We start from the raw sequence: 12559 nt of genomic DNA on the forward strand, positions 1-12559 counted from the left end.
AAAAGGCTTTCGGCGCTTTTTCGTAGTAAGCGGGAAGGTTTTTTGGGAATGTGGCAGAGTGTTTTATCCCTAGTGGATACAATTGGCACATGGCCATTTTAAGTTTAGAAACATACCTAATACTTAAATACCTAAGACCGGATACCTACCTCGGATATTTTTGACTTTAATTGATTGATAATGATGGATAGGCTTGTTTTTGGGCGAATCGCCGTTGTTTTGTTTTTGGCCTTGGCCGCTTGTTCTCCTAAAAAGAAAAATGAGGGAAAAACTGAGGATATAAAAACCGAGACGGCAACCGCGGGCGATTCCCTTTCGGTGCGATATGCCAAGCGGTTCGAGTTGGGGGCGCATAAAGGTTGTGTACGTTTAACTATTACCGCCGGCGACGGGCAGGATGTGGTTTCGAAAAGCTATCTGTTGGTAAACCGTGGCGAAAAGGCTCCGGTACACCCCGCGGATTGGACATTGGTCAATGTGCCTGTCCGTTCCGTGGTTACGCAGTCTTCGGAATATATCGGCGGAGCGAATATACTGGGCGATGTCGGCAGGATTAAAGGGGTTTCCCTTCCGAAGTACGTTTACAGCGAAGCTATCCATAAGAAAATCGAGGCGGGAGAAGTTTTGGCCGTAGGCGAAGGGACTTCCACGGATATGGAAAAGATTCTCGCCATGAAATCGGATTTGTTGTGGGTGTCGGGTATGCCGGGTTCGGGCAATTCCTCGTTCGGCGTGTTGGAGCAGTCCGGAACAGTGATCATGTACGGTATGAACTGGATGGAAACAGACGCTTTGGGAAGCGCCGAATGGATAAAGGTGATTGGCGCGTTGAACGGAAAATTGGCGGAAGCGTCCAAGTATTTTGATAAAGTGTCGGAGAAATACGCCGAGGTAAAACGGAAAGTCTCGCAAAGCGACAAGAAGCCCGTAACCATCGCAGGCTTGCCATTTAAAGGGACTTGGTACATGCCCGCCGGCCAAAGTTTCCGGGCCAAGATGTTCGCCGACGCCGGTTTCTCATATCCTTGGGCCTCGAAGCCGGGAACGGGAAGTTTGCCTTTGGATATCGAGACGGTTTTCCCGAAAGCCCTGACCGCTACATATTGGCTGAATGTGGGAAGCATGACGGACCTGAAAACTTTGAAAGGCCTCGATTCACGTTACGCCGAATTCGGGCCGGTGACTTTGGGGAACGTTTATAATAACAACGCCAGAACAAATCGAGTGGGGGCCAATGATTTTTGGGAGTCGGGGACATTCAGGCCCGACGTGGTTTTGGAAGATCTGGCGACAATTTCCCACCCAGACCTCTTTCCGGCGCATAAGCTCTATTACTATCGAAAACTGAAATAAGATGGGCCAAGCCTTAAAGGGCAAAGCCCTGAAATTTACGTTACTGGCTTTGGCGGTGGTGGCGCTGTTTGTGGCCGAGTTGGCTTACGGCTCGGTGTCTATCCCGATAGGGAAGATCATTAGCGCCCCTGTCAATCCCGACGGCGATCCCGTCACGTGGAAGATCCTTAGTCTGATACGTTTTCCCCGAGCCGTGACGGCACTGCTGGCCGGCGCGGCCTTGTCGATGAGCGGTTTGCAGATGCAGACGCTTTTCCGCAACCCGATGGCCGGGCCCTCGGTGCTTGGCGTTACGGCTGGCGCCACGTTGGGCGTGGCTTTCGTAATGTTGGCCTCGGGTTACGTCCCGACGGCTTTGGCCGTAAGCCATCTGGGCGTTTCGGGAGCGTCCGTGTTGGTGTTGGCCGCCAGCGTGGGAGCTGGATTGTTGGCCTTTTTGGTAGCCGGAATGGCCGCCAAGGTACGCGACCAAGTGGTGTTGCTGATTATCGGTATGATGATCGGGCAGTTGGCCGTGGCCTTGGTCAGCGTGTGGCAATATTTCAGCGAGGCCGATAAAGTGAAAGAATTTATCCTTTGGACCTTCGGGAGCTTGGGAGGCGTTACTTTGGAACAGCTTCCCATATTCGCGGGCTTCGTATTGGTGGCTATGGTTTTGTCTTTCGGCTTCGCCAAAAATCTTAACGGATTGGCGCTGGGTGAGGATTACGCCCGGTCGATGGGCTTTCGTGTGGAGCGAAACCGTACGGTGATTATTCTTGTCAACGGCCTATTGGTCGGATGCGTCACCGCGTTTTGCGGTCCCGTGGGCTTTGTGGGCGTAGCGGTTCCGCATGTGGCGCGGGCCGTGTTCGGTACCGAAAACCACCGCGTGCTGATGCCCGCCAGCGCCCTGTTGGGTATGGCTATACTTTTGCTCTGCGATCGCGTGGCGCATTGGCCCGGCGCCGACGGCGTATTGCCTATCAACGCCGTGACTTCTTTAATCGGCGCTCCGGTGGTAATCAGGGTGATTTTGAAATCCAGAGGAAGACGATGAAGGGAGAAGAAATGGACAAAGCCGTACTCAGCGCCAAAGACCTGACGGTAGGCTATGCCGACAAAGCCGGACACCGGACGGTGGTAAACAAAGCCGACGTGGCGCTGATGCCCGGAGAGTTGTGTTGCCTCTTGGGACCGAACGGCGCCGGAAAATCCACTTTGCTGAGGGCTTTGGCCGGTTTGAGAAAACCCTTTGGCGGAGAGGTGAGCCTATGCGGAAACAGCCTAGGCGCCTTGGGGCCGGGGCAAAAGGCCAAACTGTTGGGCATGGTGGCCAGCCGTCCGGAGATGGTGGCCGATATGTACGTGGACGAGATAGTGGCTTTGGGCAGAAGCCCTTATACCGGCTGGTCAGGGAAGCTGGGTGCCAAGGATTACGAAAAGGTAAACGAGGCGATGGAGTCTACCAAAACTTCCAGATTTACGGGAAGAACTTTTTCCAGCCTCAGCGACGGCGAAAAACAGCGGGTGCTGATTGCCCGGGTTTTGGCGCAGGATACGGACGTGATTTTGCTGGACGAGCCTACCGCCCATTTGGACCTTCCGGGCCGGGCCGAGATTATGCTTTTGCTCAAGAGCTTGGCGCATTCCACTGGAAAGGCGGTGCTGATGTCGACCCACGATCCGGATATGGCCACCCAAGTGGCGGACCGCCTTTGGCTGATGCCCGGCGATGGTGCCGTATTGTGCGGTACGCCCGAGCAACTGGTAAGCGGAGGCGATATTGCCAAGGCTTTCGAGACGGATTGGTTGGAGTATGATTATGGTGCGGGAAGGTTTAGGATTCGGGAAGGTTATAAGGGGTGATTTTTTTTGTCTTAGGTATCAGGTATTACGTATTAGGTACTGTATTTCTGAATGTATGGTGTTGAAAATCAAGGTAAAGAGCCGGAGGCTCTTATGCTTGTAGGAACGAGTGTGACGCTTGCGCCAGTTTTGTGTTTTTTTGTTTAATGTAAAAAGTTGTACGCCAATATGTAGGGAAAGGGCTTGCCCTGTTCGTAACCGTCTTGCTTTTCTCTCCTTTATACTCCTTGCGGTTTTGCTCTGAAAAGATACCGGGTTGTGTTCCTAGCGTTAGGCAGGGGCCGGTCCTAGTGCTAGGCATGACTCAGTCCTAGCGTTAGGCATGAGGCCGTCCTAGTACTAGACATTACCTGTGTCTAGTACTAGGACGGTAGTGTGTCACGACCTTATTTTGCGGAAGCCAGCTCTTGGGGCTTTTCTTTTTTGTTATTCCGCTCATAGGCCTGATCGTTTAGGCTTCGCATAAACGCGATTATGTCTTTGATTTCCCTTTTGTTTAAGTGTAGCGAATCGGTCGGTAAGGTTTGGTGTTCCAGACGGATTCCGAGGCCGTGGCCGCCGCCGTTGTTATAAAATTCCATTACCTCTTCCAGACTGTCATATACGCCGTTGTGCATATAGGGCGCCGTTTCAGCTATGTTGCGGACGGTTGGTGTTTTGAAGAAATGCTTTCTTTCCTCGGTTTTGAAAAGTTCGTAACGTCCCAGGTCCGGGTCTATTTCCGGCTGTTCGGATTTGTCGGCCGGGACGGCTAGGGCTTCCAGCTCCGTACGCTTGTATTCCGGCGGAATGGTGCCGTTGAAAAGTGGCGGGAAATGGCATGTGGCGCATTTGGCCTTGCCGGAGAAGAGATTGAATCCGCGGATTTCGCTGGCGGTCAAGGTGTTTTCGGATCCGTTTACGTTCCGGTCGAATTTGGAATCGAAAGGAGCGAGGCTACGGACGTATGACGCGATAGCGTTGCGGATGGTGGTGTGGTTGAGTCTCTTGCCGTAGATTTTGCGGAAGCTTTTGGCGTAGGCGCTGTCGGCTTTTACGGTTTCGGTGAGCAGGGCCATATCGCTGTGGAACTCGTTTTTGTTTTTGACCACTCCCGCTATCTGGCCCTCAAGGCTTCCGGCCCTGTTGTCGTAGAAAAACGCTTTCTGCATACCGGAGTAGAGCAGGGTCGGGGTGTTTCTTTTTTGTTTTGGAAAAGTCTTGAGCCCGTCGGTGAAGGCCAGCTTTTCGTCGTGGCAAGTGGCGCAACTCATCTGGCCGGAGCGGGAGAGTCTTTTGTCCAAAAACAGTTTTTTGCCCAATACGATCTTGCTTTCCGTATCGGTATTGCCGTTTCTGTAATCGGTGAAAAAGTTGACGTTGAAGGCCGTTGGAGCGAAAAGGCTGACGGCGTCGTTTCTCAAAGCCAGTTCGAAAGGGAATTCCACTTCCCAGTCTTTGATCGTGCGGTTGATGAGGCGGAGTTGTTCGGCTGTGCGGAATTTTAGGAACGAGTATCGGTCGAACCGGTCAAAGTCGCCCTTCAGGGCTTGCGTGGTCCGGTCGATTTCGGTGAGCCATTCGTTGTACAGGTTTTCGTTTGAGAAGTTTTGGCGATAGGCGCTCAGGATATTCCTCAGGCTTTCGTAAACCGTAACGGCCTCGAGCAACGAGTTAAGCGCCGCCGGCGAGTCGAACCCGGTTATTCCCGTAAGGCTCACTCTGACCACGGACTCCCGCACCAGCCATATGATGTGGTGGTTTTCCAGTTTCAGTTTAGTGTTGTGCAGAATCAGTCTGACTCTGTTTTCCGTAAGGCGGGAGTTTTCTTTTATGGCCGCCGTATCCGGCTGTTCTTCGGCCAGTTGTTCTTCCATTACCTGTAGGCCGAAGGGATTATTGATTTTTATATCGGTCAAATCCTCTTCCTCTACGCTTAGGATATTGGGCTGGTTCAGCGATTTGTAATTGTCCTTGTCAACATAGGCGAGGATGGGCTCGGCGCGTTTAAAATATTCCCTGGCAAGGGCAAAATGCTTGTCGATGTCATCGGATGTTGTGATTGAATCGAGATGGGCGGCGCACAGTTCCAGATCCGATTTGTAAATGTTCTCAACTGTTTTCAGCGGAGTCTTTTCGGTTACTTGTTTCGGGCCCGAGCAACAGGCGAACAGTAGAACAAAGCAGAGGGTATAAAACGATATGCTGACGAGCGATTCGAATCGTATGGTTGGGGTCGTATGGTATTTCATTATTCTGGAGGAATTGGAACCTAGAAGTTCCGAATTAGGAAAGGTGGAAGGCTGGCGCTTTGCGCCTTCTGGTTTATAACTAAAAAAGCGAGGCCGTCCAGACCTCGCTTTTTGATAATTGATGAGGCTTTATTAGCGGGCCAAACCTTGGATAATATAGAGTTGGCTACCCTCTTTGCGCGATTCCGGGCTCGGGTTGGCTTTCGGATCGGTGAAAGCTTTTTCTTTTTCCCAGCCGTGCATCTGTGTGATCAGCAAGAAGGTGTCGTCTTTTCCGATGATATTCGAGATGTCGATCATTCCCGTGATTTCCCAAGCCTTGTTGGTTCTTCCGTAGCTTTGGGAAGCGGCTTTGTCTTGGTCGCATTCCAAAACGGTTTTCAACTCGCCGGTATTGAGGTTATACTGATACAGGCGGGCGTAGTGGGTCTTGTCGGCGTTGTCGGCGTAACCGTTCGGGTCTTCTTGGATGTAGGCATAGTTATCCGTCACCAAGATATTGTCCGGGCTGTGGAAGGCTTTGGCTTTTCCGCCGGCCAAGTCGCCGTCGAGTACGCAGGTGATGGTACCGGCGTCGGTCGGGTCTTGGTCGTTGAGCGTCACTTTGTAGATACGGCCGTATACGGTTCCTTTTCCGATGAGCCCGTCTTTTTTACGTCCGGTCACGCAGAAATAAATCTCGCGGTTGTTGGCCGCCGATCCGCGACGCCAGTCGATGTCTTCCAGACGCGAAAATCCCATTACGCCTTTGCTTTTGGCCTCGGCGTCGAGGTTGTCGATTTGGGTTTCGTTGAGCTGAACGAAGCTGACAGGGTAAGACTTTCCTTCCTTCATATCCATTTCGTATTGGATATCCGTGTCGGTTACTTTCAGGCCGTAGAGTTTTCCGCCGTTCAGGTCGCCGCGGGCGCCTACGTACATGCCCAGCTGGCCGGAAGGAACATTGTTGTCGGAGTGATCGTCGCCGATGAAGGCAACGGTTTTGTCAGGATAAGCGTCCTTGCCGATTACCACGGCGTTTTCCGTAGACCATTGTCCGAAAGCCGTAAGCATCTGCGCATTGCTGGCTTCGCTGGCGTTTTTGAAAGGGTGGGTGGCGAAAACGCCTTTGGAAGAACCGCCCCACTCGCCGCCGGAAAGGTAAAGCGGTCCGAAGCCGTGCTCTTCGGGAGTAATCATACTGCCCGAACACTGGGCCGTGTTTGCCGTAGCCTCGGCGTTAAGGATATATTCTCCTTTTACGGGCTTAAAAGTGTCTGACAACGTAATGCGGGCGATAGAGTAATCGGCCTCGATGTTGTTGATCAGCGTAAAAGTGCCGTCGCCGTTCTTGAGTAAACCGGCGCCGTCGGCCATGGAACCGTAGACGAAACCCGGCGATTGCGGGAGCTTGTCTTCGGAAGAAATAAGCGAGTAAACCTGAGTGCTGGTGAAGCCCGGAGAAAGCTTCAGAAACGACGGTGTGGACGAGTGGCTTTCGAGCTTTACGTTGTTCACCGGCGCTTCGTCGTCGTTGTCGCTGCATGAGGCCAGGGCCAACATGGCGAACAGTCCGCCTTTCAGGAGATTTTTCATAATAGGGTTGTTTCGATTGATTGATGGCGCAAAGGAACGAATCGAATGTTATTCGGCGTTGAATGGCGTTTTTTCAAAACGTGAAGTAAACGCGCTCGTTTGTTACCCTATTTTTTTGAAACGGAAGGTTTGTTATGGAAATGATAATGACCGGCGTTGCTTTTTTTCAGAGGTGCTAGTTTGGAAACGTTCCCGTCCGTTGTTTACGGCATTTTCCGTTAATATTTGATGATTTTCGTTCGGTGACGGTACTATTGGCTTAATGTTGTTTCCGGATCAGCATATCTACAGAATACTATTCTAGCAAAAAACAAGGCCAAGTTTGACGATGTGAGTCTAGTCATAAGAAGTCTATTTTCGCTATGTTATTTTTATCAAGTCTAAATAATTAAAATATTAAGACCTCTTAATTTTCCTGCGGATACTATTTCAGGGATTGGGGAAATGGTGAAACCCATAAGCGTAAACACATAGACTAAAATGAGCAATAAGACTATCGACACTAGACAAGGACATTGGGCATTGGCAAAATCCGGAAAGAAAGTGCTTCGCCCAGGCGGAAAGGAATTGACATTGGAGCTGATCGGTAAGTTGGACATTACCGAAACAGACGACATTGCCGAGTTTGCTCCGGGACTGGGTTTTACCGCTTCTATAGCGCTTGGGCACCGGCCTCAGTCCTACACAGGGGTGGAGTTGAATGAGGAAGTGGCGGAAAAGCTTAGAAAAACCATTAATGGGGAGGGCCGGAGAATAATTACTGGAAACGCGGCCAATTCCAACCTTGAGTCGGATAGTCTGGATAAAGTTTACGGAGAGGCGATGTTGTCAATGCAGGCGGATCACCGTAAATCGGAAATTATCAGGGAGGCGAGCCGTATTCTGAAAAAAGGCGGATTTTACGGCATCCATGAGCTGGGTTTGTCTCCCGATAATATAAGCGAAAGCGACAAGGCGAATATCCTGCAAGACGTGGCGAAGAGCATTAAGGTGAACGCCAGGCCCTTGACCTCGCAGGAATGGATAAACCTGATAGAGAACGAAGGATTTAAGGTGGTTTATATAGCGAAAAGGCCCATGCACTTGCTTGAACCTAGCAGAATAATAGACGACGAAGGTTTTTTCAGGACGTTGAAAATAGCTTTTAACGTATTGAGATTTCCGGATTTGAGGAAGCATATTCTAACGATGCGAAGGACTTTCAAAAAACACGAATCCAACCTGAACGCCATTGCGATTGTAGCGCAAAAGATTTGACGAAATTTGGGAGTGGGGACAAAACTGCCATCTATTCAGGATGGCAGTGCGAGTTTCTGGTTCTTATCTCATTATATTGTTTGCTCTATTTTTTTATTTCTGAATTCCTTCGGACTGACCTTGTAAAGGTTTTTGAAGCATTTAGAAAAATAGGAATGCGACGGAAAACCGGTAACGAAGGCTACTTCGTCGATATTCATTTCCCCTTCAGAAAGTAATTCCGCAGCTTTCTTGAGCTTGATTATCCGGACGTATTCGGATGGGCTGTTGCCAGTCATTCCTTTCAGCTTACGGTGAAGTTGACTACGGCTGAGCCCAGCTTCCGAGGCCAGCCATTCTATAGAAAAATCTTCCTTTATCATATTCTCGGAAACCAGACTGTTGATTTTCCGAACAAACTGGTTGTCGATATCGCTGATGCCTTCTTGACTTTCGGGCTGGGTTTCGGGTGTGCCAAAGCTTTCTTTCAGGCGCCGGGCTTGTTTTAGAAGGTTTCCGATCCTTACCAAAAGGAACTCGTTGTCGAAAGGTTTGGCCAAATAGGCGTCAGCGCCGTAGCGGTAGCCGGTCATTTTGTTTTCCGAATCCGAAAGGGCCGTGAGGAGCAATACGGGAATATGCGAAGTCTCAAGGTTGGATTTGATATTTTCGCAAAGTTCCATACCGTCCATTTCGGGCATCATGATATCGGATACCACAAGATCGACCTCGTGGGTGGAGAGCAGTTTGAGCGCTTGTTTTCCGTCCGAAGCCAGCAGGATGTTGTGTTTGTCGGAAAGCAGATCGTTTAGGTAAAACTGCAGGTCGTTGTTGTCTTCCACTATAAGTAATGTGGAGCGGAGTTGAGCTTCGGGAATGGAATCCTGAATTTTGGTTTCTGTGGTGTTGATCGCATTGTCGGCTGGCGAATCCCCGAGAATTTTTTGCGCCGCCTGTAATCTCGGAATCCTGATCCGGAAAGAGGATCCTTTTCCGGGAGAACTTTTGGCCGTAATATCCCCGCGGTGAAGGAAGGTATATTCTTGGCAGATGGAAAGGCCAATTCCAGATCCGTCGGATCTGTTTTCGCCTTGCTCGAACCGGTTGAAAATCCGGATAAGGTCTTGGCTGGCGATGCCTTTGCCGGTATCGGATACCGTGATTTCCACCAAGTCTTTGGTATCCACTTGTCCGAAACGGAGTTGGTTGGCGTATTTTTTCCCGCTTTTCGATGGCGTTTTGGCCACGGTTACGGTTATGTTGTCGCCTTCGGAAATATGTTTGAAGGCGTTTGACAGGAGATTGTAAACGATTTTATCGAGTTTCTCGGCGTCGGCTTCCACTACTGTTACCTTAGGCGTTTCGTCTTGGAACTCGTATCGGATATTCTTGTCTTTGGCCGATTGTTCAAAGCCTAGATATCTTTCGTAGACAAATTCACGCAGGTTGATATTGGCCACTTCCAGTAGGTTTTTTCCTTTCTCGGATTTTCTCAGATCCAGAATTTGGTCTACCAAACCGAGTAACCGCTTAGTGTTTCTGTCAATTACCATTAAATATTCCTTTGACTTTGGGGTAAGGCTCGTGTCCTCCAAAAGTCGTTTTACCGGGCTGGTGATTAGCGTAAGTGGTGTGCGGAATTCGTGGGAAATATTGGTGAAAAAACGAAGCTTTAGCTCATGGAGATCCTCTTTGTTTTTATGCTCGATGGCGTTGATCAGCATTTGTTTTTTCAGTTTCTGCCTGTCTTTTACCGATCTGAAAATCAGAAAGCAAATTATGGAAAAGAGAATTGTATAAAGGATAAAAGCGTTTGCGGAGCGCCAAGTGGGTACGGCGACGTCGATGAATATTCGGGCTGGCGAGTCGCTGAAAATCCCGTCGTTGTTGCAAGCCAGAACCTCGAAGGTGTACGAACCGTCGGAGAGGTTGGTGAAAACGGCCGTGCCTTCGGTTTGTCCGTCAATCCATTCGTTGGAAAGGCCCAGTAGGCGATAGCGGAATTTGTTTTTGGGCGAAAGCAAGTAATTGTCGGCGGAGAAGTCTAGCCTTAGCGAGTTTTCGTCGTGAGCAAGGTTTAGGCTCGCTTGCCCCTCTTTGTTTAGTAGCGAAAAGTAATTGCGCTCGCTTTTGTTGTTGATCAAAATCCGGTTGAAGATAATTTGGGGTGGCCGGGTGTTGATTTTCAGCGCTTTGGGATCGATTACATTGAATCCGTTGGTTCCGCCGAAGTAAAGTTTTCCGGAACGGTCTTTAAAAACGGCTTGCGGGTTGAATATATTACCCTGAAGGCCGTCCGTTTCCGTGAGGTGGCGGAGTTTCTTTCTTTCCGGATTATATCTGAGAATCCCTTGGTTCGTGCTGAACCATAGATGTTTGTGATTGTCTTCCGTGATGGCGTATACCTCAAACCCGTATATTGATTTGCTCAAATCGTTTTCGACCAACGATTCCGAATCGGGATCATATACGATTACGCCGCTGGATTTTGTGGCGAATAAAACTAGTCCGGCGGAGGTTTCGAAAGAGCAAAAATAATTGCTGGACTTGTAGTCTGGATCGGCAAATAGCGTGAAGCTTTCGGGATCTTTTGGATTAATCCGGTAAACGCCGTTTCGGGACGAAATCCAGAGATTCCCTTTGCTGCCTCGCATCAGGTGGCGGACGGCTTTGTTTCTGAGTTTTAGTTTCGGAAACAGGTCTTTCCAATACGAAATCCGTTCCGTCTTTTTATTGTAAAAACATACCGACTTCCCAAAAACCACTACCCAAGCGCCGGAGTCAACGGGATAAACGTCATAAACGGCCTTACCGGGGAGGTGTAGCCCGTCCGAAGGACCTTCGGTAAAATGCTTGAATTTATCGCCTTTGTTTTTTCGAATAAAAAGGCCGTTTAAGGTCCCGGCATAAAGACTTCCTTCCGGTCCGGCCCTCAATGACTTTATATTGATGGCCATCGGCGTATTCTCGCTAAGGGGGATATGGCGAAATTTGTGGGTGGAAAAGTCAAGGTAATTGATCCCTCCCACTTCAGTGCCGACATAAATGCCTTTGTCGTCGAATTGGGCGAAGGAGGATATTATGTTGTTATTGAGGGCCCCTTTTTTCCCATTGTTCCAGTAAGTTGTGATATTGTTGTCGGCGGGGTGCGAATAACTGATACCGCCGGCCCAAGTGCCGATCCAGATCCCATTTTCATTGTCTATATAAAAGCAACGTATTGAATTGTGAGTCAACCCAGGGGCGGAGTCTGGAGAGTAACGGGTAAGCTCACCATTTTCCTCGACATAAAGGCCTTGGAAAGTTCCGAACCACATTCGCCCCTGGTGGTCTGAGGTGATGGCCCGGATACTGGCTTTGTCTATATCCCACTGTTTTGATTGCGGGTAAGTATAATGCTTGACCACTTTTCCCTGCCGGGTAAGTTTGGACACGCCGTCCGAGATATAACCCGCATAAAGGTGTTGGCCTTTGGCATAGATGGTACGCAGTTCGTGGCCCTTTCCGTCCGATATTTTTTCGAATTCTTTGGTGTCGGGATCAAACGAAAAGATGGCGCCGCTCTTTGTGCCTATCCACCCCGTTCCTGTTTGGTCGAAAAAAAGGCAACTTAATGCCTCAATGTTATCGACGTAAACTTCCTCGCAGGAGCTTCTGTCCGCATTGATCTTGAAAAGCCTAAAGTTAAAAATGACCCACAGCTGACCTTTGTGATCCTCTTCGAGGGCTTTGATTATTCGGCTTTCCCATTTCCAAACATCTTCGGGTATTAGGCATTTGAATTTGGTTTCGAATTTGTCTGTAGTGTGGTCGTATACAACCAGTCCGCAGTCGGTTCCTATCCAGAGTTTTCCGTTTCTGTCCACTTTTATTTTTGTCAGGTCATTGTCGGGCAATGAGCCTTCTTGCCCTTTGATGTGACGGTAGTGTCTGAAGTTTTCGGAATCGAACCTGAAAAGCCCATGCTCCGAGCTTACCCAAACGGTGCCGGATTTGTCTTTGTCAATATCCCGAATCCCCTGAAAGCTTAGCCCGCCGGGCGGTGTTATTCGGCGAAAAGTGATCTCCTCCGCATTTGACGCAACGAAGGTTAGCCAACAAGTAAGGAAAAAGATAAAGGTCCGGAGCATAGCGCGTCTATTTTTCCGCAAAATACGAATTCATGTCCCTTTAATCATGACACACAGGTCGTATGGATGCGACATATACGCTATAACGCGACTATTGTGGCCTTTTTCGCGACTTCCGCTGTAGCAGACTCCGCACATTGACCGCTATGTTTGGCACCGAATCTATGACGCTTTTTTGTTGTGCTA

Annotated in this window: 7 protein-coding genes; 4 read left to right on the top strand and 3 right to left on the bottom strand. The window is 49.6% G+C overall.

Translation table 11 applies throughout. The annotated features are described in order from the left end of the window. The first annotated feature begins 180 nt into the window (after window positions 1–180). Genes AABK39_RS23045 through AABK39_RS23055 form a run of 3 tightly spaced genes read left to right on the top strand, consistent with a single transcriptional unit; the run spans window position 181 to window position 3201 of the window. Window positions 181–1353: an ABC transporter substrate-binding protein gene (locus tag AABK39_RS23045; protein ID WP_338395364.1), complete on the top strand. Its 1173-nt coding sequence runs from the start codon at window positions 181–183 to the stop codon at window positions 1351–1353. A 1-nt stretch (window position 1354) separates the two neighbouring features. Further along, window positions 1355–2392 carry an iron ABC transporter permease gene (locus AABK39_RS23050; protein ID WP_338395365.1) on the top strand — a complete coding sequence of 346 codons (1038 nt, stop codon included), beginning with the start codon at window positions 1355–1357 and terminating at the stop codon, window positions 2390–2392. Then, on the top strand, window positions 2389–3201 hold the full coding sequence (locus AABK39_RS23055) for an ABC transporter ATP-binding protein (RefSeq protein ID WP_338395366.1): 813 nt from the start codon (window positions 2389–2391) through the stop codon (window positions 3199–3201). The genes AABK39_RS23050 and AABK39_RS23055 overlap by 4 nt, the downstream gene beginning before the upstream one ends. 386 nt (window positions 3202–3587) lie before the next feature. Here AABK39_RS23055 and AABK39_RS23060 read toward each other — a convergent pair whose 3' ends face one another. Both AABK39_RS23060 and AABK39_RS23065 read right to left on the bottom strand, forming a co-directional pair. Next, window positions 3588–5432: a cytochrome-c peroxidase gene (locus tag AABK39_RS23060; RefSeq protein WP_338395367.1), complete on the bottom strand. Its 1845-nt coding sequence runs from the start codon at window positions 5430–5432 to the stop codon at window positions 3588–3590. 132 nt (window positions 5433–5564) lie between these two features. Next, the gene (locus tag AABK39_RS23065) at window positions 5565–7007 is read right to left on the bottom strand and encodes an alkaline phosphatase PhoX (RefSeq protein ID WP_338395368.1); all 1443 of its coding nucleotides are present in this window, start codon (window positions 7005–7007) and stop codon (window positions 5565–5567) included. Between the two features lie 480 nt (window positions 7008–7487). Between AABK39_RS23065 and AABK39_RS23070 the strand changes: the two genes are divergently transcribed. After that, a complete protein-coding gene (locus AABK39_RS23070) occupies window positions 7488–8264 on the top strand; it encodes a class I SAM-dependent methyltransferase (RefSeq protein ID WP_338395369.1) in 777 nt (258 codons plus the stop codon). A 71-nt stretch (window positions 8265–8335) separates the two neighbouring features. Here AABK39_RS23070 and AABK39_RS23075 read toward each other — a convergent pair whose 3' ends face one another. Beyond that, window positions 8336–12373, bottom strand: coding sequence for a hybrid sensor histidine kinase/response regulator transcription factor (locus tag AABK39_RS23075; protein WP_338395370.1), 4038 nt, complete (start codon window positions 12371–12373; stop codon window positions 8336–8338). Between the last annotated feature and the right edge of the window lie 186 nt (window positions 12374–12559).

This window comes from Fulvitalea axinellae (genome assembly GCF_036492835.1).
Taxonomy (GTDB): domain Bacteria; phylum Bacteroidota; class Bacteroidia; order Cytophagales; family Cyclobacteriaceae; genus Fulvitalea; species Fulvitalea axinellae.

What these genes read in the sequence shown, in the direction of transcription:
- AABK39_RS23045 (WP_338395364.1), top strand. Translation starts at nt 181, where the DNA reads ATGATGGATAGGCTTGTTTTTGGGCGAATCGCCGTTGTTTTGTTTTTG.
- AABK39_RS23050 (WP_338395365.1), top strand. Translation starts at nt 1,355, where the DNA reads ATGGGCCAAGCCTTAAAGGGCAAAGCCCTGAAATTTACGTTACTGGCT.
- AABK39_RS23055 (WP_338395366.1), top strand. Translation starts at nt 2,389, where the DNA reads ATGAAGGGAGAAGAAATGGACAAAGCCGTACTCAGCGCCAAAGACCTG.
- AABK39_RS23060 (WP_338395367.1), bottom strand. Translation starts at nt 5,432, where the DNA reads ATGAAATACCATACGACCCCAACCATACGATTCGAATCGCTCGTCAGC.
- AABK39_RS23065 (WP_338395368.1), bottom strand. Translation starts at nt 7,007, where the DNA reads ATGAAAAATCTCCTGAAAGGCGGACTGTTCGCCATGTTGGCCCTGGCC.
- AABK39_RS23070 (WP_338395369.1), top strand. Translation starts at nt 7,488, where the DNA reads ATGAGCAATAAGACTATCGACACTAGACAAGGACATTGGGCATTGGCA.
- AABK39_RS23075 (WP_338395370.1), bottom strand. Translation starts at nt 12,373, where the DNA reads ATGCTCCGGACCTTTATCTTTTTCCTTACTTGTTGGCTAACCTTCGTT.